Origin of the sequence: Neobacillus drentensis (assembly GCF_036965425.1) — a bacterium.
Lineage (GTDB): Bacteria > Bacillota > Bacilli > Bacillales > Cytobacillaceae > Neobacillus > Neobacillus drentensis_F.
Map to the genome: position 1 here is coordinate 1 of NZ_JBALPP010000022.1, position 22,072 is coordinate 22,072.

Sequence of the window (22,072 nt, forward strand, 5' to 3'; positions counted from 1 at the left end):
CTTTTCTCTCATAAACTATTAGCAATCTCTTCTTGTTTTGGCATTTTAGCAAGGATTAAATTGATTATTTAACTATTCTCCTATATACTCTTATCATTGGCTGTTTATGCGAGGTGAAAATTTTTGTTCCAATTACTGATCGATCATTCAGATATAAATGCCTTAACGGCTCTTTACGTCAGCATTTATTTAGGAATGATGCTGAAATACCTATGGGCTTGGGGAGTGGAATATTCCTTTATTGGCTCGCAGACAAATCCTGCAAATACAAAAATTATTCACCCGTGGTTTTTATATAAGAAAAAAAGCCGTTTAAATGGGAGTTTTATTCTGATTAGAATTGTTAAATATATTCGTAGAAAAGAATGTTCTCAGGACGATTCCGAAGAACCTATTTCCTTCCTTTTTACTTAAAATACTAAATCACATTTTTAGGAGGAAATATGAAAATAAAACGCTCTTCACTTATTCTTATAGCTTTATTATCCCTAACAACGCTAATTTTATCTGCCTGTTCGTCTCAGACTCAAAGTGGTAATAACAATGGATTCTTCCACACCTATTTTGTCAATCCATTTTCGACGATTATTCACTCAGTGGCAGATTTTTTTGGCGGAAATTATGGCTTAGCGATCATTCTTGTTACCCTAATTATCAGACTCGTATTAATGCCATTAATGTTGCGACAGTATAAAAATCAGATGCATATGAAGGAAAAAATGGATGTCTTAAAGCCTGAAATGGACGCCATTCAAAAGAAAATGAAGGCTGAAAAGGATCCAAAGAAAAAGCAAGAGCTGCAGGCTGAAATGATGGGGCTTTATCAAAAGCATGGCGTTAATCCATTAAATATGGGATGCTTGCCAATCCTAATTCAAATGCCGATTTTGACAGGCTTTTATTATGCCATCCGGGGTTCAAAGGAAATTGCCCACCATAAATTTTTATGGTTTAGTCTTGGACACCCTGACATTGTTATCACAATCATCGCCGGGCTTATATATTACTTCCAGTTTAAAGTTTCACAATCCAATATGCCGTCTGCCCAGCAGGAGCAAATGAAGTACATGGGGTTATTATCACCGTTAATGATCGTTATGTTTTCCTTTAGTGCCCCGGCCGCACTTCCTCTTTATTGGGTGGTAGGGGGTACATTCCTAATCGTTCAAACAATGATTAGCCGTAATCTGTATAAATCCAAAAAAACGCCGGAAGTTACTCTGAAACAAAAATAATTATCCGAAAAAGAAGCATTGGTTTCCGATGCTTCTTTTTTTACCCTTTTTTGTACTTAAGGATAGTTTCTTTCCATTTTGGAATGCTATTCTTGTACAACTAAGACAAAGAGGTGCTAAAATTAGTGAAAAAAGGTTTATTCTTAACATCTACCTTAATTTTTAGTCTTTATTTAACAGGTTGTGCAAACAAAAATGTGAATGACGATGTTGCCAACCGGAGCAGAAATGAGATTGAACCTGCACGGGTTAATTATAATAACCCGAATCATGGCGGCCCAGCAATCACTGGTGTGGATACCAGTGACACTGAACTTGACCGAAATATGAATCGTACCAACATTCGAAATGTCCGTAACAATGGTGGGAATAACCATTCGAAAATGAGGATTGCTGATAAAGCGGTTGATAAGGTAACCAGCCTGTCTGAAGTTGACAGTGCCAATATCATTGTTACAGATAATAATGCCTTTGTTGCCGCTAAACTGGACAAATCAGCTCGCAATAAATTAACCGGTGCTATCGAAAATAAAATATCACGAAAAGTAAAATCTGCTGACCCGAATATTGACAATGTTTATGTATCGGTTAATCCTGACTTTTATGATCGGATGAACACCTATGCCAATGATATTCGGAATGGAAGACCCATTTCTGGATTAGTCGATGAATTCTCCAATACGATTCGCCGTGTGTTTCCTGATGCTCGATAATATAGGAAAAGGACTGCAGGCAATGCCTAACAGTCCTTTTTCTTATGCATCTTGAAAATACTCTTTGTAAAAACCGCCAACTTTACCGGAATTATCAATAATGTAATAAAACTCTTCTGTTTCATTTTTTACGTCATAGATTTTCCCTGCAGTTAACGCGTTATGAACAAGGTATTTTTTTGCATCCGTATGAACACACTTTACTTTTTTTACTGTTTCACGATCACGCCAAGATAAATGGATCATTGCTGCCACCGTCCCTATTAGTCATTGTCCATTTTCTAGTATAATCAAAAGGGATTGTATAGTGCAACAACTCACTATATTAGATTGAAATTAATTTTTAACGACTTCGATGGCTTTTTCTTTTAATCGGTATTTTTGTATTTTTCCTGAGGCTGTCATGGGATAGGCATCGATAAACTCAATGTAGCGAGGGATTTTGTGCTTCGAGATTTTCCCGTTGCAATATTCTTTGATTTCTTCTGCTGTTGTCTCCTCACCCTCTTTTAAAATGATCCAGGCCATTACTTCCTCTCCATATACTTCATCCGGGACACCGATCACCTGAACATCCAGTATTTTCGGATTTGAATAGAGAAATTCTTCAATTTCACGTGGATAAATATTTTCTCCTCCTCTAATGATCATATCCTTTAAACGGCCAGTTATTTTCAAATAGCCGTTTTCACCCATCACGGCCAAATCGCCTGTATGAAGCCATCCCTCAGCATCAATCGCCTCATTAGTAGCTGATTGGTTTTTATAGTATCCCTTCATCACATGATAGCCTCTAGTACAAAGTTCTCCTTGCACCCCAAAAGGAACTTCTTTTGATGTACCTGGTTCAACTACTTTAACCTCGACGTTCGGTAGGGCTTTTCCTACTGTCTCTACGCGTAAGTCAATCGGGTCGTCCGTTCTAGTTTGGGTTATAACAGGTGATGACTCTGTTTGTCCATAGGCAATCGTTATTTCTTTTGCTCCCATTTTCTCAATAACCGCCTTCATAACCTCAATGGGGCAGTTCGAGCCTGCCATTATTCCCGTTCTTAATGTTGATAGATCATATTTCTCAAAGTCTGGATCATTCAATTCAGCAATAAACATCGTAGGGACTCCGTGAAGTCCTGTACACTTCTCATCCTGTACAGTTTGCAAAACCCGTTTCGGGCTAAATTCCTGCACCGGAACCATTGCAGCTCCCACTGAAACACAAGCCATTGTCCCTAGAACACAACCGAAGCAGTGGAAAAATGGCACTGGAATACATAGTCGATCCTGGGCAGTCAGCTTCATACAACCGGCTATATTAAAGCCATTATTTACGATATTATTATGGGTAAGCATTACACCTTTAGGGAAACCGGTTGTCCCAGAAGTATACTGCATATTTATGACATCATCCGGATCCAGTGAATCCATTCTCTGATTTAATTCTTCATCAGAGACCAATTCGCCCAGCTTCATAATATCATTCCATGAATAGGTTCCAGGATATCGTTTGTCCCCGAGGACGATGACATTTTTTAGATATGGCAAACGGCTGCTTTTCAGCTTGCCGGGTTCCGAAGTCCTTAATTCTGGTGCAATTTCATAGAGCATATCAATATAGGAGGATTCCTTCCATGTATCCATCAGAATAATAGTTGTGGAATCTGATTGTTGCAGAAGATACTCAAGTTCTGCTGTACGGTAGTTGGTGTTAACAGTCACAAGAACTGCTCCCATCTTCCCCGTTGCAAATTGCGTTATCAGCCATTCAGGAGTATTGGTTGACCAGGCCGCAAGCTGTTCACCCTTTTCTATTCCGAGTTTCATCAAACCCTTAGCTGCAAGCCGGCAAATATTATTAAATTCGCGATAAGTCCATCTTAAATCTCGATCTGAGTAGATTACTGCTTGATTGTCGGGTTGTAATTTTGCTTTTTCTTCTAAAAGCTCACCAATGGTAACATTTAATAATGCCGACATTCTTCCATCCCCCTTATGTACATAAACATGCAATAAAACGCTTTCAAAAGTATGTTACCATATTTTTAAGAATATTCAATATTTTTAAAATATAATTCTTTTCCGTGAATGAACTATGAACAATTTATGAACCTTTTTATTTTTATGAATTAGGGGTTCTCAAAATAAAAGAAAACCATTACAATAGTAAAAACTGAATATTCAATCCATTTTCCAAGGAGGCATTCTCACATTGAAAATTATGAGTAATGAGCAGCTGGTTGTAACGTATCGGGACGCTTTAAAGTCTGGTAAGGAAAAGGAATGGATAAAAATATTAAAGGATGAAATTCAACGCCGTGGATTAAGACCATTTAAGAATCGATAATGAATCGTAACATGCCAAAAACCGCTGAACCATTATTCAGCGGTTTTTCAAATTCCCTTATCCCTCTAGCAGCAAACTTTCTGGGTCCTCGAGCATTTCTTTTATTTTACTAAGGAAGCTTACCGCCTCTTTTCCATCAACAATACGATGGTCATAGGACAGAGCCACATACATCATTGGACGGTTTTCTGTTTTCTCTTTATCTATTGCTACAGGTCTTAGTTGGATTTTGTGCATTCCAAGTATTCCAACCTGTGGTCCGTTTAATATCGGCGTTGACAGTAAAGAGCCAAACACCCCGCCATTGGTAATCGAGAAAGTTCCACCCTGTAAATCGTTTAAGGAAAGTTTATTGGTTCTTGCTTTTTCGGCAACCTGCATGATATCCATTTCAATTTCCGCAAAAGATTTCCGATCGGCATCTCTGACCACAGGAACCACGAGTCCTTCCTCTGCCGCAACTGCAATGCCTATATCATAAAACTTTTTAACCAACAGCTGGTCACCTTGAATTTCTGCATTTAAATAAGGAAATTTCTTTAGAGCAGCAACAACTGCTTTGGTAAAAAAGGACATAAAACCGAGCCTGACATCGTGCTCCTCGAAAAATTTATCCTTTCTCCTTTTTCGAAGATCCATAACCGCCGTCATATCAATTTCGTTAAAGGTTGTCAGCATAGCGGCGGTTTGTTGTACTTCTACAAGTCTTTTTGCAATCGTTTGGCGCCGGCGCGACATTCGCTCGTAAAAAATGGGTTTAGTATCATTTTGACTCGACACCATTTCTCCAGCTTTTTCTACTTTTGGAGTATTATTTTGTGCCGGTTGTTGATATGACGAAACATCCTGCTTTCTTATTCTTCCTAGAGGATCCACTGCAGGAATATCATTTAGATTGAGCCCTTTTTCTCTAGCCAGCCGTCTGGCTGCTGGAGAAGCAATCGGACGGGAAGCTAATTCCTCCTTATTTTCTTTAGTGTCGGCACCCGCAGCTGTAGGTTGGATTGGTGTATGTGCTATTGGCTCGGACGGTTTTTGTTCTGTAGTATTGACAGTGGTGCTTTGGCCGCTTTCATCAACAGCAGCTATCGTTTCCCCTACTTGAACTGTTTCACCTTCGGCAAATTTCTGTTCAGTAAGCGTTCCTGAAAAATCTGAAATAATTTCTATATTTACTTTATCTGTCTCTAGTTCGACAAGATAATCGCCTTTCTCTACATGTTCTCCAATATTCTTTAGCCATTTCGCAATTGTTCCTTCTGAAATCGATTCTGCTAATTCTGGTACTTTAATTTCAGCCATGGTGTAAACCTCCTTTTTCTACCCTCGTTAAGGCAGCTTGAAGAATTTTTGTTTGGGCAAGTTTATGAACATTCGGTTCCCCTTCTGCTGGGCTTGAGCGGCGGCGGCGGCCAATATATTCTACCTTCATTCCTGATGGTACAATTTCATTAATTCTCGGCTCCACAAAATTCCAGACACCCATATTTTTTGGCTCTTCTTGAACCCAAGCCACTTCTTTGACATTCTCGTACTTCGCAACAATTCCTCGTAATTCATCTGCTGGAAATGGATATATTTCCTCAAGTCTAATGACCTGAAGCCAATCATAACTGTCAGATTCTTTTACCTGCTCTGCAATATCAATGGATATTTTTCCGGAACAGAGGACAATTTTTTCTACCTTTTTATCGTCCCTATCTGCTTGGAAATGTTCTATTACCGGTTTAAATTCTCCTTCACTTAACTCAGCAGCCGTCGATGAAACAAGCGGGTTTCGTAAAAGGCTTTTCGGCGACATAATGATAAGCGGCTTTATTTCTTCCTTTGATAGCATAGCTGCCTGTCTTCTTAACAGGTGAAAATATTGGGCTGCACTTGAAAGGTTAGCGACCGTCCAATTCTTTTCCGCAGCGGATTGTAAAAATCTTTCTACCCTTCCACTTGAGTGTTCCGGACCTTGCCCTTCATATCCATGCGGAAGCAACAATATTAGACCAGACTTTTGTCCCCATTTTGCCCTTCCGGCAGCGATAAATTGATCAAATATAACTTGTGCGGCATTGGCAAAATCACCGTATTGAGCTTCCCAAATCACTAAGGTTTCAGGTGAAAAGACATTATACCCATATTCAAAACCAACTACAGCTGCTTCCGTTAAGGGACTATTATAAACAGCAAATGATGCTTTTGCTGACGAAAAGTGATGAAGCGGTGAATAGGTTTCACCTGTTTGGCTATCATGGAGCACAAGATGACGATGGGCAAAGGTACCGCGCTCTGAATCTTGTCCGGTTAACCTAATAGGGGTTCCATCAGCCAAAATCGTCGCAAATGCCAGGGTTTCAGCTAAGGCCCATTCGATTTTCCCATTTTCACCTAGTGCATCTGATCTTCTTTGTAATATTTTTTCCAACTTGTTGAAAACAGTAAATTCCTTTGGCCATTGAAGCAATTCGCTGTTTAGACTTTGAAGTTTTTTTAAAGGAACCTTGGTAATAATTGATTCATGTTCTTTCTTGAATTTTGGTGGTTCTGGGACACTTATTTCCGTATCTTTCTTAATCATTGAAACTTTATCATTGGCATTTGCTAATCTATTCCTGATTTGTTTTTCTAGTTCAGCTAACTCGTCTTGTTTTATGACGCCTCTTTCTATTAAACTCTTCGCATAGATTTCTTTGACGGTAGGGTGCTTATTTATCAACGAATACATTTGCGGGCTGGTTGTCATTGGCTCATCCATTTCATTATGGCCAAACCTCCGATACCCGATTAAATCGATTAGAAAATCTTTTTGGAATACATAGCGATATTCTGCTGCGAAAATGGCTGCAGCGACGCAAGCCTCTGGATCATCCGCATTTACATGCAGGATGGGAATTTCAAATCCTTTGGCAAGGTCACTTGCGTACCTGGTCGAGCGTGAATCCGCAGATTCTGTGGTAAAACCAATTGTGTTATTCGCAATAATGTGAATGGTGCCTCCCGTACGATACCCCTTTAACCTGCTTAAATTTAGTGTCTCCGCGACAATCCCCTCACCAGGAAATGCTGCATCACCATGGATTAAGATAGCAAGTGCAGATTTACTATTATCTTCAGCATAACCAGGCTTCGTTCGATCGTCCTGTGCCGCCCTTGTAAATCCTTCTACAACCGCTCCGACATATTCAAGGTGGCTTGGATTATTGGCAAGTGATATTCTAGCCCTGACAGAATGATCGCCGTCCAGCTCTCTGTTGAGCCCAAGGTGATATTTGACATCGCCAGTCCAGCCAAAGTTGATGCCTGTAGATCCTTCCGAGGGGACAAGTTCTTTATTTGGGGCGTGCTGAAACTCTGCAAATATCTTTTCATATGGTTTATTAAGGACATGCGCCAGGACATTTAATCTGCCGCGATGCGCCATACCAATATTAATATTTTCAGCACCATCGATAACAGCCTCAGAAATAACCTCATCAATGAGTGGAACCATTGCATCAAGCCCTTCAATAGAGAAACGCTTTTGACCCACAAATGTTTTATGGAGAAACTTTTCAAATTCTTCGACTTCCACAAGCCTCTTTAAAATACCTTTTCTTTTTTCATTCGTTAGATTCGTACGAAAACGACTGTCTTCCGTTCTTTCCATTAACCAATTTTTCTCTCTTAGGTCATGGACATGGTCAAATTCAAATGCAATCGATTTTGTATAAATCTCTTTTAAATATACAAACGCTTCTAGTGCGTTTTGAAAAGACGATGGGCTGTTTTTTGTCAGAATTTCTGATGGTAAATTTTTCAAATCCTCCTCACTGATTCCATGGCTTTTTAATTCTAAGTGGGTTACATCCGGTTTTTGATTTCCCAATGGATAAATATTTGCTGCTAGGTGGCCATAAGTACGGATATTTTCAGCAAGCTTTACAGCAGCAAGGATCTTTTCACTCTCAACTATAGGTGCCTTCAGATTTGGAACTGGAACCGTAATTCCTGCTTCGATAAAATCCTCTTCATTTAATTGTTCAAAGATCACTCTCATATCCTGTTCAACTGATAAAGGATCCTCTTTATATTTTTCAAATTGTTCCATTAAATAGCCAAGATTAGGACCAAGAAAATTATTTAGGAAGGCTTTTATATTGGCATTTGGTTTGGTCATCATCAATTCCCCCTTAAAACGTATGTATCCTAATGGACTTTTATTGAATCTATATATTTTTACGTAATGGACCTTGTTTAGTGTGTGTAATTTTGAACAAATAATTTCATATGCACAACAAAAAAAAGACCGAAACCGGTCTTTTTAATAAAAAACTTTTTTTAAAGAAATTTGTTGTAGTGTTTTAGAGACTTTATTTCGTTTTTCGATAATATTTGGGTCTAATAATTCTTTTCCTTCTATTTGCCCACAATTTAAGCATGTATGAGTATGAACATTAACACTAAACATATTAATCCCATCTTCAAAGGTAAAGGAACTATGTTCTTGGCAATCAACTAACAGATGATAACTAATCTTTGATTCCCTCATTGCTCTCAACCCTTTCTACACCTTGATCTTAATTCTATTATAATAGGAAATCGTTATGAATAATTATGTTAAAATTTAGAATTTTCTCTATTATTTGATTGGAAGAATCATACTGACCTTTGTTCCGACGCCTTCTTTACTTTCAATCGAAATGGAACCATTGTATTTCATAATTAGTCGCTTGGCAATCGATAATCCTAAACCCGTTCCTCCATTTTCCCGGCCACGTGCTTTATCTACTCGATAAAAACGATTGAATACTTCCGGAATATGTTCACTAGATATGCCAATTCCACTGTCGATAACAGATAACAATATTTCACGTCCTCTTTGATGAGCAGAAATCGAGATTGTTTTATTTTCGTGTGAATACTTGATCGAATTATCGATGAGAATAATCAGGATTTGTTCTAAATGCTGCTCAGAGATCGCAGCCTTAGAAATTGGCTGTTCTATTTCAAGGTTAAACTGGTACTCGGGATGGACAATCTCAATATTTTTAATCAAGTGCTGTAATACAGCAGGGATATCCGCTTTATCCCCACTTTTCACACGTGGGTTTTCTGCACGTGTTAATAGTAATAAATCATTTATTAGCTTTTTTAACCTAGATAGTTCTTGTAATGAGGCATCAAGGGATTCATCAAGAATAGCAGGATCCTTTTTCCCCCAGCGATTCAATAACGACAGGTGCCCTTCAAGGATTGAAACGGGAGTCCGCAATTCATGGGAAGCGTCCTCTACAAATTGTTTTTGCTTCATGAATGACTTTTCGATTTCATCCATCATTTCATTAAAAACGTTTGTAAGATCTGTTAATTCGTCCTTATGCACGTATAATTCCATTCTTCCTTGAAAACCATTTTCTTTTATCCGTTTCATGGCTCGTGCCAAATCCCTGACTGGTTTTAACAGCTGCCTTGAAAGAAAAAAACCGCTAATAGCGCTAAAAAGTATGGCTGCTGACCCAAATATCGTCATGACCCAAAAGAGGTTACTCATCATTTTATGATAGTTATTTAATTGCCGAACAATCTCTAGTGTTCCTTTAAACTTTGGACTCATTAAGGGGTATCTCGCAACAATAGCTTCATGACCTTCGATGGACACTCTTTCAGTCGTTCTTTTTTTTGCAGGAGTTGGCTCTAACACTGAAAAGTCTCCATTTTTATCAGAAACAAGCAGTTCCCCCTTTTGATTGTACACCCTGATTAACTGATCTTTATCGTTCATTTTTCTTAAAAAGACTTCACTATGTTCTATATCCTGTTGGGATAAAGGGGCCGGCTTAATTTTATAAAAGGCAGCAATATCTGTGATGGTTCTATTTATGGCAATTTCTTCTCGGTTCAACATCCATTTTGATACGGTATGATATTCCAGTAGGCTAAACAAGAAAAAGGTTAGAAAAATAGCCGTTGAACTGCTTAAGACTAATTTAGTCTGCCAGGGAAGCCGTTTTAAAAAATAGCCTATTTTCTTTTTCATCTCATAACATATCCTGTGCCGCGCACTGTTTGAATAAAGCTTGCCTCATTTTGATCATCAATTTTATTTCTCAGATAGCGTACGTAAACATCCACAACATTTGTTTCTACCCCGGTGCTATAACCCCAAACTTTATTTAATAGTACTTCTCTTGTTAGAACGATATTAATATTGCTCATAAAAATCACTAAAAGGTCAAACTCGCGTTTCGTTAAACCAATCACCTTATCACCTTTTTTAACCACACAGGATTCCAATTCAACTACAATATCCTTAAACGTAATCGTTGTTAATTCTGTTGTTCCTAATGCCTCAACCCTTCGAAACAAGGACCTCAATCTGGCTAACAATTCCTCGATTGCAAATGGTTTAACAATGTAGTCATCTGCACCGCTATCAAGGCCGGAAACACGGTCAAGAACACTATCCCTTGCTGTAATCATAATGATTGGCAGGGTCTTATTTGCCTGTCTAATCCTGCGGCAGACCTCGAGACCATTTAATTCCGGCAGCATTAAATCAAGAAGGATGGCGTCCCAGGTTTCAGTAAGGGCCAATTGCAGCCCGGTCCGGCCATCTGAGGCAACTTTTGTTTCATAGCCTTCATAATTCAATTCAAGCTCAATAAATCTGGCTAAGTTTTTTTCATCTTCAATAATTAATAATTTAAACATACTTCCACGCTCACAATGTATTTTCTTTTATTTTAACTGATGTTTGTCATGAAAAAAATTAATTACTGCATGTACAATTTCTATCGACTGGTATGACATAAGTGAAAGTGCGGTAAGTGAAAAGAAGCCAACAATGACAAAACGAACCCAAGGCATCTTGCATTCCTCCTTTTTCAGCAGTCTAAGACACATCAGCTATAATTGAACCCATTATAGCGCTGAAAAAGGAAAGCAGTATGAAAAGAAAATGAGAATCTAATAAAAATATATGTTGATGGGAGCGGAATTCAACAGCAAAATGATAAAGAAAAGCACACGCGCGAAACGTGTGCTGACGATTGGGAACCCTCATTTTGGTTAGGCTTGTTCTTAGCAGCAAGAAAGAAGCAAACATAAGCAAAATGAACTTAAATAATCAAAATTATTAACAAGCCGGTTCCCAAAGATTATTCATACAAGCCTATCATACAAGAGAAATCAAAAAGATAAATGAAAATATCATTAAAAATAGATTAGAATTGATTATTTACAACAAGCTGAGGTCTTACCGATAACTCTTTTAACTTTGTTGTAATTTTATCCGCAGCGTCAATCGGGTTTTCGGCAAAAATATCAAAAAATTCTCCTTCGTAATCCTGTCTTGCATGATCATAGCGAGGGTCATAATAGTGTTCAAGTAAAATTTGAATCATTTCAGGATAATTCTGATCCTCTAATGTTTGCATAAGTCCTTTTTTAATATCATTATCTTTTATCCTTCTTAACACCATTTCTAAACTAACAGAAATTTTTTCCAGATACCAAGGCTGATCTTTATATGGAAGCACATATTCGGTAACGAGCTGCCTAACTCGCTGTTCTATTGGAGAATGAAGGTAAATGTTAATACCTTTAAACTTACTGGTCATTAATTCCTCAGGCTGAACAGCTTTGCCAATTCGCTTGCTTTCTGCCTCAACTAAAAAATAGTCCGAACCATGGATTTCTTGTAAACCTTTAAAAAGAAGAGCGTCGAAGGTTTTTTGGTTATATCCATCACCAAGACCAATGGTACCAAAAATCGAACCTCTATGACCGGCCATTTCTTCAAGATCCAAAACAGCATATCCCTTCTGTTTTAAAATTTTCAAAACCTCCGTCTTGCCGACACCTGTCAATCCATGCAACACAATAGCTTGGCTTGGCAGCATCGTTGGCAATTTCTCAAGGATATGATTACGATAGGCTTTATATCCACCGACCAAACGCCATGAATAAAGGCCGGCGAATTCTAAAAACGTTACGACTGCCTTGCTGCGCATTCCGCCGCGCCAGCAATGGATAATCAGCTCTCCGTCCTTATTAAAGGATTTAATCGTTTGAAGTAAATCGGGTATTTTAGGAGATACAAGCTCCATCGCTCTCCATTTTGCTGCTGCCTGTCCAACTTGTTTATAAATTGTCCCTATTTCTCGGCGTTCTTCGTCAGTAAATAAAGGCACATTGATTGCTCCCGGAATAGCACCATCGTTAAACTCAATTGGCGAGCGTATATCAATGATGATCGGATTCTTCATCGTCATAAGTTCTTCAACAGTTATTTCCTTCATAGATACTACACTCCCTTTAATTTAAATATCAAAACAAACAAAAACTTCCTCTATGGGAAGTTTCGTACAAAGTTTGTCAGCAAGAAAAAAATTTTATATATTACGAGTATAATCATATTATAAGGGAGATAATCATCGCTATCAAGAATTTCAAAATTCCTATTAGCATTTAACACAATTCCCTATAATATTTTTGATTCTTGTTTAAAAACAGACATTAATTTTTCCATTTCTACCAGTTCATTTTTATCAAATAATTCCACTATTTTACTTCCGACAATAACACCATCACAATTTGTTGTTAATTCTAATGCCTGTTGTTCATTAGAAACTCCAAATCCAGCCAAAACAGGAATCGGACTTACTTCTTTAACTTGTTTTAAAAATTGATGCAGCTCACGGTCGAATTCATTTCTCGTTCCTGTTATCCCTTTGATAGTTACAGTATATAAAAACCCCTTTCCCTTACTAGCAATCGTCTTTATCCTTTCGATTGGAGTTGTAAGGGTAACAAGACGAATTAATTCCACCTGTGCTCCTTCAAGCTGTGGTGCAATAAGCTCCTCTTCTTCCACAGGCAGGTCCGGAATTATACAAGCATCAACACCTGCATTGCTAATATCTCGGACAAATTCACTAATCCCATAACAGTAAATAGGATTTAAGTAGGTCATAAGGATAATCGGAACCGTAACCACCTTTCTCACTTTTTCAATTTCAGCAATAATCCCTCTTAAGGTTGTTCCTTTTTCCAGTGCTCTAATCCCCGCCTGTTGAATCGTAGGCCCATCCGCTACCGGGTCAGAAAAAGGGACTCCTACTTCAATGGCAGTCGCTCCATACTTTTCTAGTAAAACCAGGCGGTCTGCTAAACAGTCCAGTCCGCCGTCTCCTGCCATTAAATAAGGTACGAACGCTTTTCTTTGATCATTTTTTAATATTGTAAAAGTTTGTTCGATCCGATTCATGATTATTTCTCCCCCTCAAGCCTGTTTTTCACAGCATCTACATCTTTATCACCGCGTCCAGACAAGCAGATCACAATGCTTTCTGTTGTATCCATTTCAGCTGCAAGTTTTACAGCAAAGGCAACCGCATGTGAACTTTCAAGTGCCGGTATGATTCCCTCCATTTTTGATAATAGCTGGAAAGCGTCAAGTGCCTCTTTATCCGTGATAGATTGATAGTTTGCTCGGCCGATATCTTTTAAATAGCTGTGTTCTGGTCCTACGCCAGGATAATCAAGACCAGCGGAAATCGAATGGGCTTCTTGAATTTGACCATTCTGATCCTGCAATAAATACATTAAAGACCCATGCAGTACACCTGGCTTGCCTTTTGTAAGGGAAGCAGCATGATATTCTGTATCAACACCTCGTCCAGCTGCTTCCACGCCATAAAGCTTGACTTCCTCATTCTCAATAAACGGATGAAACATGCCCATGGCATTACTACCGCCGCCAATACAGGCGACCACTGCATCAGGAAGCTTTCCTTCAAGCTTATGAAATTGTTCTTTTGTTTCTTTGCCGATTACACTTTGAAAGTCCCTAACCATTTGCGGAAATGGGTGCGGCCCCATTACAGACCCTAATAAATAGTGGGTATCATCCACATTGGCAACCCAGTACCTTAAGGCTTCGTTCACAGCATCTTTTAAGGTTGCACTTCCAGATGTCACACTGACGACCTTTGCCCCCAGCAATTCCATTCGAAACACATTTAGTGCCTGCCTCTTGATATCTTCCTCACCCATAAAGATGATGCAATCAAGGTTTAATAAGGCACAAACCGTTGCCGTTGCCACACCATGCTGCCCGGCGCCCGTTTCCGCGACAATCTTTCTTTTTCCCATTCGTACTGCTAGAAGTGCCTGACCAATTGCATTGTTTATCTTGTGTGCACCCGTATGATTTAAATCCTCTCGTTTTAGAAAAATTCTTGCTCCTCCAGCATACTTTGTAAGATTTTCGGCAAAGTATAATGGAGTTTCTCTCCCCACATAATCTTTTGATAATCTTTGAATTTCAGCGTGAAAACTAGGGTCCTTCTTTGCATCGTCATATGCCTCACCAAGCTCAAGGACTGCCTTCATTAGTGTTTCTGGTACAAATCTTCCGCCGAAAATGCCAAAATGACCTTTTTCATTTGGTAATGTATATGTGTTCATTTTGTAATCCCTCCAATTAAGCTTCCTTTTACCTTTTCAATAAATGTTTTTATCTTCTGGAGATCCTTTTTACCATCCGTTTCGACTCCAGAGCTTACATCAACCATATAGGGTTGTAAAATATGGATTGCCTCTTCCACATTGCCTGCATGCAATCCCCCGGCAAGAATGACCCGTTTACCATTTATTAGACTTAAATTGACCTCGTTCCAATTAAAAGCAGTGCCATTTCCACCTCGATATTTTCCTTTTGGACTGTCTAGTAACAAATAGTCACTCGTAAAATTCTTATAGGTTGCTAAGTTCTCATTTCCCTTAAAGCTAATGGCTTTGATTACTGGTAATGATAGTGATTCGCTAAAAGAAGCAGTTTCATCACCGTGTAATTGGATATGAGTAAGGCCAACAATGGACGCAATTCTTTCTATTTCTTCCTTCGATTCATTAACAAATACCCCAACTTTAAACACTTCTTTAGGCAGGAAGGAAGCTATTTCTTTTGCCTTATCAATCGAAACCTTCCTTTTACTTTCTGCAAATACAAACCCAATGGCATCTGCACCTAATTGGGAGGCCGCAATTCCTGTTTCCACATCGGATATACCGCAAATTTTCACTTTCACCTTCCTGCACCTTCTTTCAGAGGTACCCGAAAATTCAAAAAGGATTGTTTCACGTCTGCACTTTTCATGAAAGCTTCCCCGACTAAGACCGCATTTGCACCTGCATTGCTTACACGTTCCACATCATCTTGGTGGTGGATACCACTCTCACTTATCAGAAAGGCACCAGCATCTCTTACAATTGTTGCCAGCTTCTCTGTAACTTCAAGGGAGACATGAAAGGTTTTTAAATCGCGATTATTTACCCCAATAAGCTTGGCACCCGTTTTCAGGGCCGTTTCCAGTTCCTCCAGATTATGAACCTCCAACAATACTTCCAACCCTATGCCCTTTGCGTATTGAAATAGTTCTATCAATTTAAATTCGTCTAATGCTGCAACAATCAGCAAAACAATATCTGCGCCGTGAGCTGCAGCAATATCAATTTGAATTTGATCAATAATAAAGTCCTTACATAGAATCGGCAGGTCCACCGTTTTTCGAACCTCCAGCAAATCAGAAAATGAACCTTTAAAAAAGGTTTGATCTGTCAGAACAGAAATCGCGGAAGCGCCAAACTCTTCATATAAACCCGCCTGAATGGCTGGTGGAATCGTATCGTTAATAATTCCTTTAGAAGGTGATGCCCGCTTAAATTCAGAAATAATGGATATTTCTTCAGCTGTTTGCAGCTTTTGAATAAAAGATCTTCTCTGACGAACAACAGAATGCAATGTCTCTTTCCCTTCACGGAGCAGGATAATATCCTTTTTCTTTTGAGCAATAATTTTATCTAAGATTGTTTCCACTTAAATCGCCTCTTTCTTACCGGATGCTTGTGATTTTTCAATTAAGCTCGTTAATTTTTCATATGCAGCACCGGAATCAATGATTTCCCTGGCTGCTTGAATTCCGTCCTTAATGGAATTTGCTTTGCCCGCTGTAAAAATCCCCATTCCTGCATTAAGCAATACCGTATCACGGTAAGCACCTTTTTCACCTTTTAACACTTTGACTAAAATTTCGGCATTCTCTTTTGAATCTCCACCTTTGATACAGCTATTATCATATTGCGGGAGATTTACCTCTTCTGGATGGAAGGATTGGGTGGTAATGATTCCATCCTCTAAAAGGGTCAGATGGTTTTCTCCTTGGAGAGAAGCTTCGTCCATAAATCCTGCCCCATTAATGACAATAGCTCGCTTACGGCCTAACTTCTTCAGAACATCGGCAAATACATTTATTAGGTCTCTTCGATACACACCGAGCAATTGATAGTCTAAATCAATTGGATTTGTCAGCGGCCCAATAAAATTAAACACTGTTGGTATTTTCAATTGTTTTCGAACGGTCATTACTTTTTTCAATTTTGGGTGGACGTTCGGTGCAAATAAAAAGGATAATCCGATATCTTGAAGAATTTCTTCTGTTCTTTCTGCTGACAGATTTAAATTCACCCCTAAGTACTCTAAAACATCGGCACTTCCTGTCTTGCTCGAAACACTCCTATTTCCATGTTTGGCTACAGGAATTCCAGCGCCAGCGATTACAAAAGCAGAGGTCGTGCTGATATTAAAGCTCGAAGAACCATCCCCCCCTGTTCCACAATTATCAATTACGCCTGGCAATCTCTTTTTAAAGGTCAGGGTATTGGCCTTCATTGCTTTGACAATACCCGTAATTTCATCAACTGTTTCTCCTTTGGATTTCAACCCCATTAGAAAGGCGGCGATTTCGGATTCTGAAACTTCTTCACCCAAGATGAAATCAACTGCTTCTTTCATCTGGCTTTCAGAAAAGGATTCACGCTCAGCTAACTGGAGTAAATAATTCTTCATTTGTCCTCATCCTTTCGATCTCAAGTAAAAAGTTTTTCAATATTTGTTTTCCAGCGGGCGTTCCAATTGACTCGGGATGAAACTGCAGACCATATACCGGAAAATTTCGATGCTTTATCGCCATAATTTCTCGGTCATCACAAGACTCTGCAACACATTGAAGGACTTCAGGAATCGTGCTTTTCTCAATAATCAAGGAGTGATAGCGCATGACTTCCAAAACGTCCGGCAGATTTTTAAAAACCCCTTCACCATTGTGCGAAATGATAGATGTTTTCCCATGCTTGATTAATTCAGCCCTTTGAATTTTCCCTCCGAAAGCCGCTCCAATCGCCTGATGGCCAAGACAGATTCCTAAGATCGGAAACTGATTATAATAGGTTTGAATCACTTCAATGCAAATTCCGGCATCCTCAGGTTTACCTGGTCCAGGTGAGAGAATAATCGCTTTAGGGTTTAATTCTTTTATTTTGTCAACGGTAAGCTGGTTGTTTCTAACTACCTCAACCTTTTCCCCGATTTCACCTAAATACTGATAAAGGTTATAGGTGAAGGAGTCGAAGTTATCAATTAATAAAATCATTTCTCACCCTCCAAGAAGGAATTTAATTTATTTAACGTTTCTTGATATTCTGATTCCGGGTTCGAGTCGTACACAATCCCTGCACCAGCTTGAATATAGGCATTTCCTTCCTTCAATATCATCGTTCTGATGGCCAAGGCAAAATCCATATCCCCGTTAGCCGACACATAACCAATTGCACCTGAATAGAGTCCTCTTTTTGACTTTTCCAATGAGTTAATGATCTCCATTGCCCTAACCTTTGGAGCACCTGAAACCGTCCCTGCCGGTAGACATGCTGCCAAGGCATCGATCGCTGTTTTCTCGGAACTTAGAACCCCGCTCACTTCTGATACCAAGTGCATCACATGACGATATTTTTCAACTGCCATATACTTATCAACTTGAACAGTACCAAATTCACAGATTTTTCCAAGATCATTTCGACCAAGATCGACCAGCATCTTATGTTCAGCTAATTCTTTTTCATCCTTTTTTAACTCTTCTTCGATAAATAAATCCTCTTCATTGGTTCTACCTCGTCTTTTCGTACCTGCGATTGGATTGGAAATAACCTTATTCCCCCTAGTTTTTATCAAGCTCTCCGGTGATGATCCAATTACTGTATAGTCCTCAAAATCGATGTAGAACATATACGGGGTTGGATTATGTGCGCGATGTTTCCGATAAAGAGATAAAGGGTCTCCGGCAAAGCCTGACTTCATTCTTCTCGAAAGGACCACTTGAAAAATGTCACCCGCTAAAATATGCTCTTTTGCTATTTCCACATTTTTGATAAAGTCCTCTTGACTTGTTTCAGAATCAAATCCAGTAAATTGAAATGGCTCCTCATTTTGATAGAAAGTAGGTTTTTTTAGTTCTTCAATCCTTTGATTTATCCGTTTTTCTATTTCTGTTATCTGATTTTCTTCAGAAAGCTGGCATCCGCAAATCATTACCTTTTCTTCAAGATGGTCAAAAACGATAACATCTTCATAGAACATTAAGTGGACATCCGGCATTTCTATTCCATTTGGAAATTCTTTCCCAATAACTTCATACTGTCGGATAATGTCGTATCCTACATATCCTACTGCTCCTCCAACAAACGGAAAAGGCAGCTGTTCCAGGCTTTTATTCGGTAAAAGCTCTTTTAATACCTCGATTGGATTACCCTGCACTACTTTTTTTTCACCAGACCGATTTAAAATTTCATTAGAATCCCCTTTAGATATAAGCTCAAAGGCTGGATCTGCGCCAATAAAGGAATAGCGGCCAGAGTCATTGTATTTATGAGAACTTTCCAACAAGAATTTCTTGTTCCCGCCAATTTTTTGTAAAATCGAAATGGGGGTAAGCGTATCTCCTTTTATTTCCTCTACGATATATTTGGGTTTTGTAGTCATGATCAAGCTCCCTTCTGAATAAAAAAAATCGCCCTCTATATGCGCATGGAAAAATTGCGCATATAGAGGACGATTCTCGGACCGTGGTGCCACCTCCATTTGAAGCAGGACCAACCTACTTCCTCTTTCGGATACAGAATTATTTCATTCGATATCCTATCCTTTTAACGGTGGAATTCCGTGCACCCCTACTTTTTGTTCAAGATGCCTCTCACAAGTCCATTCCACAAATCCTTTCTTATCGGGCTCTCACCATCCCCGACTCTCTGGAAAGAAACAAAAATGTGTACTCCTCTTGCTCAACGAATTTCTATATATTTTTTAAATACAAAAAGGGCCTTCCATCCAAAAAAGGACGGAAGACCCGTGGTGCCACCTTCATTAGCTAAAAAATTAGCTCACTTTACCGATATCGAAGCAAAAAGCTTTAATATCTGTCTCTTGTAACGATGAGATCTTCGCCAAAGCCTACTGACCATTCAAGGAGGTTCGGTTTGGAGGCTCGGAAGTCCATTCCCTTAAACGTCAACACTGATTTCCACCAACCATCAGCTCTCTAAAGAATTCGTTAAAGGTACTACTCTTCGTCAATGCCTTACGTTCATATTATTGTTTATTATATTATTACAGTTCATCCTTCATTGTCAAGCATTAATTTTTTCAATCTTCGAAATCATCATTAAAATACACAACCAACTTCCATTTAAAGGATTAGTTTTTTAAAACTGTTTAAGTGAATATTAACAGTAGAAAATAATTTAAGGCGGGATCAAAGATTAATGGAACATATTGAACAGTTAGGCCAAAATCCACGAGCTGCTAAAAAGAAACAGTCTCGGGCAGGGCAAAAGAGGTCCAATGAGGTTTCAAGCCAAAAGTGGGCCATTGTCTCGCTATCTTCCATTCCTTTAGTGATGACCTTAGGAAATTCGATGTTAATTCCAGTTTTACCAACGATGGAGAATAAATTATCGATTTCTTCCTTTCAAACCAGTATGATTATCACAGTATATTCTATCGTTGCAATTTTTTTAATCCCTGTTGCAGGATATTTATCTGATCATATTGGCAGAAAAAAGGTTATTATTCCAAGTCTTATAATCGCCGGAATTGGCGGACTGCTATCTGGCTGGGCCGCTTGGAAATTAGATAATGCTTATTGGCTGATTTTAATTGGGCGTGCACTTCAAGGTGTGGGTGCTGCCGGTGCAGCCCCGATTGTCATGCCGCTCGTCGGCGATATGTTTAAGAATGATGACGATATCAGCTGTACACTTGGTTTAATTGAAACCTCCAACACCTTTGGAAAAGTTTTAAGTCCGATTTTAGGGGCATTTTTAGCCGGATTTATTTGGTTTTTACCTTTTTTCTCTTTTCCCATTTTTTGTGGCATTTCTGTTTTGTTGATGATTTTTCTTGTTAAATGTCCCAAAACATCTGCTAAACCAGTCCCATTTAAGGAATTTTTTATAAATGTCAAGAAAACCTTTACGGAAAAAGGTCGTTGGCTTTATGCCATCTTTTTTATTGGTGGCATTCTCATGCTCGTCCTATTTGGAATTCTCTTCTACCTGTCTGAAATTTTTGAAACGAAATATGGGATAAAGGATATTAAAAAAGGATTCTTTTTAGCATTACCACTTGGGGCACTTTGCCTTTCATCCTATATAAGCGGCAAGGTTATTAAAAAAAATAAAGTATTAATGAAATGGTTAACCTTTGGTGGAATGGTTGCTGCGGCATTTTCCATCGCTGCCCTCTGGTTTTCCATAAAGCTGTGGTATATGCTCACGATGTTTTTAATAAGCGGAGTAGGGATTGGTATTGGTCTCCCTTGTCTCGATGCCTTAATTACTGAAGGGGTTGAGAAGGAGGAACGGGGTACTATTACATCCATATACAGTTCGATGAGATTTATCGGAGTAGCGGCTGGGCCTCCGATTATTGCTTTGTTCATGAAGCATTCTAACCACTGGATTTTTATCCTTCTTAGTAGTTTAAGTATTTTGGCTGCCATTGTCGCTTTAAAAGCCATTAAACCGAAAGAGAGCTGAGGAATATGTCCTCAGCTCTTTGCTCTATTATACAAGTGCTGATTTCCGCTCCGGGCACTCGCTTTCCGCGGGGGAGGTCGCCTATTCTTTTAGTCTTGGTTTAGCTGGATCACAGTTTGGCATTTCTGTGTTGGTTGATTCTGCTAATTTCATGAGGTAATAGCATTCTTCACGTGACATATGGTCTGCCATTAGTGGTGAGAACGTACCAAGAGCTTGAGCACTTAGTTCTAATTCTTCAATTTCATGGAGAAAATTTCGAAATAATTTAATTTCTAAGACGGCATCTGAATTCATGTTATCCAATGCTGGAAATGAGGTAATGTTCGTCCTTAAATAGCCAGCCAATTCAACTGCTTTTAAATAAAAATCTTCGAAATGCTTAGTATACAAATCACTTTTTTCTTTCAGCCTTTTTTCCACTCCGTCTAAATTGGAGGAAATCGCGCCTGCATGCCCGGCAGCATCCAATAACCAAACAAGATGATGATGAAGTTCATGATAAACTGGCGGAAGCTTGCCTGTTTTTAAGTGTGATATGATCCGTAAATATTCTTCTAATTCATTGACCATATGATTAAGAAAAGTTGGAGAAAGATGGATTTTTATCCTACCGATTAAATGCCTTTTTATTAAACTGAATTTAAATTCACGGAGTTTTAGGACTTCTGTTTCAGCATTAACCGTTAATTGTACTACCTCTGCTGTTTTTGCCTGCCCAAGAAGCGTATCAAAAGTTTGAATAAAGGCTGCCGCTTTTTCGATTTCCTCTTTTTCTACGGGTGCTAAAGCCTCTAGAATAAACCGGGAATGATCCCCTAATATTTGGAGCCAGAATCGATGCTCAAATCGTGCTGTTTTCTCAAAATCATCATTCATGA

Annotated in this window: 21 protein-coding genes and 2 other annotated features; of the genes, 5 read left to right on the forward strand and 16 right to left on the reverse strand. The window is 38.9% G+C overall.

Features of this window, described 5'->3' with window-relative positions; genetic code table 11:
- The first annotated feature begins 123 nt into the window (after positions 1 to 123).
- The 3 genes from V7161_RS06040 (at position 124) to V7161_RS06050 (ending at position 1,948) form a co-directional block, all read left to right on the forward strand.
- Entirely contained in the window at positions 124 to 414 is a 291-nt protein-coding gene (locus tag V7161_RS06040) for a hypothetical protein (RefSeq protein ID WP_289988990.1), read from the forward strand.
- Positions 415 to 443: 29 nt separating this feature from the next.
- Complete coding sequence (gene yidC, locus V7161_RS06045; protein ID WP_335443123.1) at positions 444 to 1,235, forward strand: membrane protein insertase YidC; 792 nt, start codon at positions 444 to 446, stop codon at positions 1,233 to 1,235.
- 125 nt (positions 1,236 to 1,360) lie between these two features.
- Positions 1,361 to 1,948: a YhcN/YlaJ family sporulation lipoprotein gene (locus V7161_RS06050; RefSeq protein WP_335443125.1), complete on the forward strand. Its 588-nt coding sequence runs from the start codon at positions 1,361 to 1,363 to the stop codon at positions 1,946 to 1,948.
- Positions 1,949 to 1,990: 42 nt separating this feature from the next.
- Here the strand turns inward: V7161_RS06050 and V7161_RS06055 are convergent, their stop codons facing one another.
- Both V7161_RS06055 and V7161_RS06060 read right to left on the reverse strand, forming a co-directional pair.
- Positions 1,991 to 2,194, reverse strand: coding sequence for a DUF6501 family protein (locus tag V7161_RS06055; RefSeq protein WP_289988993.1), 204 nt, complete (start codon positions 2,192 to 2,194; stop codon positions 1,991 to 1,993).
- A gap of 90 nt (positions 2,195 to 2,284) precedes the next feature.
- Entirely contained in the window at positions 2,285 to 3,922 is a 1,638-nt protein-coding gene (locus V7161_RS06060) for an AMP-binding protein (protein WP_335443128.1), read from the reverse strand.
- 241 nt (positions 3,923 to 4,163) lie between these two features.
- Between V7161_RS06060 and sda the strand changes: the two genes are divergently transcribed.
- Positions 4,164 to 4,289: a sporulation histidine kinase inhibitor Sda gene (gene sda / locus V7161_RS06065; RefSeq protein ID WP_420491584.1), complete on the forward strand. Its 126-nt coding sequence runs from the start codon at positions 4,164 to 4,166 to the stop codon at positions 4,287 to 4,289.
- A 57-nt stretch (positions 4,290 to 4,346) separates the two neighbouring features.
- Here the strand turns inward: sda and odhB are convergent, their stop codons facing one another.
- The 13 genes from odhB to trpE all read right to left on the reverse strand — a co-directional run bounded on the left by odhB (position 4,347) and on the right by trpE (position 19,137).
- Positions 4,347 to 5,591 carry a 2-oxoglutarate dehydrogenase complex dihydrolipoyllysine-residue succinyltransferase gene (gene odhB / locus V7161_RS06070; protein WP_335443131.1) on the reverse strand — a complete coding sequence of 415 codons (1,245 nt, stop codon included), beginning with the start codon at positions 5,589 to 5,591 and terminating at the stop codon, positions 4,347 to 4,349.
- Positions 5,584 to 8,436, reverse strand: coding sequence for a 2-oxoglutarate dehydrogenase E1 component (locus V7161_RS06075; protein WP_335443345.1), 2,853 nt, complete (start codon positions 8,434 to 8,436; stop codon positions 5,584 to 5,586). The genes odhB and V7161_RS06075 overlap by 8 nt, the downstream gene beginning before the upstream one ends.
- 462 nt (positions 8,437 to 8,898) lie before the next feature.
- The gene (locus V7161_RS06080; protein ID WP_335443132.1) at positions 8,899 to 10,296 is read right to left on the reverse strand and encodes a HAMP domain-containing sensor histidine kinase; all 1,398 of its coding nucleotides are present in this window, start codon (positions 10,294 to 10,296) and stop codon (positions 8,899 to 8,901) included.
- Positions 10,293 to 10,970 (reverse strand): response regulator transcription factor, encoded by a 678-nt coding sequence (locus V7161_RS06085; RefSeq protein ID WP_335443134.1) that lies wholly within the window; start codon positions 10,968 to 10,970, stop codon positions 10,293 to 10,295. The genes V7161_RS06080 and V7161_RS06085 overlap by 4 nt, the downstream gene beginning before the upstream one ends.
- Before the next feature lie 27 nt (positions 10,971 to 10,997).
- Positions 10,998 to 11,126 carry a hypothetical protein gene (locus V7161_RS06090; RefSeq protein ID WP_335443136.1) on the reverse strand — a complete coding sequence of 43 codons (129 nt, stop codon included), beginning with the start codon at positions 11,124 to 11,126 and terminating at the stop codon, positions 10,998 to 11,000.
- A gap of 356 nt (positions 11,127 to 11,482) precedes the next feature.
- Positions 11,483 to 12,559, reverse strand: a complete 1,077-nt coding sequence (gene mnmH, locus V7161_RS06095; protein ID WP_335443137.1) for a tRNA 2-selenouridine(34) synthase MnmH — start codon at positions 12,557 to 12,559, stop codon at positions 11,483 to 11,485.
- A 182-nt stretch (positions 12,560 to 12,741) separates the two neighbouring features.
- On the reverse strand, positions 12,742 to 13,527 hold the full coding sequence (gene trpA, locus V7161_RS06100) for a tryptophan synthase subunit alpha (protein WP_335443138.1): 786 nt from the start codon (positions 13,525 to 13,527) through the stop codon (positions 12,742 to 12,744).
- Positions 13,528 to 13,529: 2 nt separating this feature from the next.
- Entirely contained in the window at positions 13,530 to 14,729 is a 1,200-nt protein-coding gene (gene trpB / locus V7161_RS06105; protein WP_335443140.1) for a tryptophan synthase subunit beta, read from the reverse strand.
- A complete protein-coding gene (locus tag V7161_RS06110; RefSeq protein ID WP_335443142.1) occupies positions 14,726 to 15,352 on the reverse strand; it encodes a phosphoribosylanthranilate isomerase in 627 nt (208 codons plus the stop codon). Before V7161_RS06110 ends, trpB begins: the two co-directional genes overlap by 4 nt.
- Positions 15,349 to 16,140 carry an indole-3-glycerol phosphate synthase TrpC gene (trpC, locus tag V7161_RS06115; protein ID WP_335443144.1) on the reverse strand — a complete coding sequence of 264 codons (792 nt, stop codon included), beginning with the start codon at positions 16,138 to 16,140 and terminating at the stop codon, positions 15,349 to 15,351. Before trpC ends, V7161_RS06110 begins: the two co-directional genes overlap by 4 nt.
- Positions 16,141 to 17,169, reverse strand: coding sequence for an anthranilate phosphoribosyltransferase (gene trpD / locus V7161_RS06120; RefSeq protein ID WP_335443146.1), 1,029 nt, complete (start codon positions 17,167 to 17,169; stop codon positions 16,141 to 16,143). It lies immediately after the preceding gene.
- Positions 17,141 to 17,752 (reverse strand): anthranilate synthase component II, encoded by a 612-nt coding sequence (locus V7161_RS06125; RefSeq protein WP_335443148.1) that lies wholly within the window; start codon positions 17,750 to 17,752, stop codon positions 17,141 to 17,143. The genes trpD and V7161_RS06125 overlap by 29 nt, the downstream gene beginning before the upstream one ends.
- Entirely contained in the window at positions 17,749 to 19,137 is a 1,389-nt protein-coding gene (gene trpE, locus V7161_RS06130) for an anthranilate synthase component I (RefSeq protein WP_335443149.1), read from the reverse strand. The genes V7161_RS06125 and trpE overlap by 4 nt, the downstream gene beginning before the upstream one ends.
- A gap of 62 nt (positions 19,138 to 19,199) precedes the next feature.
- Positions 19,200 to 19,449: a binding site (T-box leader), on the reverse strand.
- Positions 19,450 to 19,485: 36 nt separating this feature from the next.
- Positions 19,486 to 19,737 (reverse strand) — a binding site (T-box leader).
- Positions 19,738 to 19,916: 179 nt separating this feature from the next.
- Between trpE and V7161_RS06135 the strand changes: the two genes are divergently transcribed.
- Positions 19,917 to 21,191: an MFS transporter gene (locus V7161_RS06135; protein WP_335443151.1), complete on the forward strand. Its 1,275-nt coding sequence runs from the start codon at positions 19,917 to 19,919 to the stop codon at positions 21,189 to 21,191.
- A gap of 81 nt (positions 21,192 to 21,272) precedes the next feature.
- On the opposite strand, the gene V7161_RS06140 is transcribed toward V7161_RS06135, so the two are convergent.
- On the reverse strand, positions 21,273 to 22,070 hold the full coding sequence (locus tag V7161_RS06140; protein WP_335443153.1) for a DUF2935 domain-containing protein: 798 nt from the start codon (positions 22,068 to 22,070) through the stop codon (positions 21,273 to 21,275).
- Between the last annotated feature and the right edge of the window lie 2 nt (positions 22,071 to 22,072).

Coding starts and splice junctions, on each gene's coding strand:
- trpD (WP_335443146.1), bottom strand. CDS start 17,169: ATGAAGAATTATTTACTCCAGTTAGCTGAGCGTGAATCCTTTTCTGAA.
- V7161_RS06135 (WP_335443151.1), top strand. CDS start 19,917: ATGGAACATATTGAACAGTTAGGCCAAAATCCACGAGCTGCTAAAAAG.
- V7161_RS06125 (WP_335443148.1), bottom strand. CDS start 17,752: ATGATTTTATTAATTGATAACTTCGACTCCTTCACCTATAACCTTTAT.
- trpB (WP_335443140.1), bottom strand. CDS start 14,729: ATGAACACATATACATTACCAAATGAAAAAGGTCATTTTGGCATTTTC.
- sda (WP_420491584.1), top strand. CDS start 4,164: ATGAGTAATGAGCAGCTGGTTGTAACGTATCGGGACGCTTTAAAGTCT.
- odhB (WP_335443131.1), bottom strand. CDS start 5,591: ATGGCTGAAATTAAAGTACCAGAATTAGCAGAATCGATTTCAGAAGGA.
- V7161_RS06090 (WP_335443136.1), bottom strand. CDS start 11,126: ATGCCTTGGGTTCGTTTTGTCATTGTTGGCTTCTTTTCACTTACCGCA.
- V7161_RS06140 (WP_335443153.1), bottom strand. CDS start 22,070: ATGAATGATGATTTTGAGAAAACAGCACGATTTGAGCATCGATTCTGG.
- trpA (WP_335443138.1), bottom strand. CDS start 13,527: ATGAATCGGATCGAACAAACTTTTACAATATTAAAAAATGATCAAAGA.
- V7161_RS06085 (WP_335443134.1), bottom strand. CDS start 10,970: ATGTTTAAATTATTAATTATTGAAGATGAAAAAAACTTAGCCAGATTT.
- mnmH (WP_335443137.1), bottom strand. CDS start 12,559: ATGAAGGAAATAACTGTTGAAGAACTTATGACGATGAAGAATCCGATC.
- V7161_RS06060 (WP_335443128.1), bottom strand. CDS start 3,922: ATGTCGGCATTATTAAATGTTACCATTGGTGAGCTTTTAGAAGAAAAA.
- yidC (WP_335443123.1), top strand. CDS start 444: ATGAAAATAAAACGCTCTTCACTTATTCTTATAGCTTTATTATCCCTA.
- V7161_RS06080 (WP_335443132.1), bottom strand. CDS start 10,296: ATGAAAAAGAAAATAGGCTATTTTTTAAAACGGCTTCCCTGGCAGACT.
- V7161_RS06055 (WP_289988993.1), bottom strand. CDS start 2,194: ATGATCCATTTATCTTGGCGTGATCGTGAAACAGTAAAAAAAGTAAAG.
- trpE (WP_335443149.1), bottom strand. CDS start 19,137: ATGACTACAAAACCCAAATATATCGTAGAGGAAATAAAAGGAGATACG.
- V7161_RS06075 (WP_335443345.1), bottom strand. CDS start 8,436: ATGACCAAACCAAATGCCAATATAAAAGCCTTCCTAAATAATTTTCTT.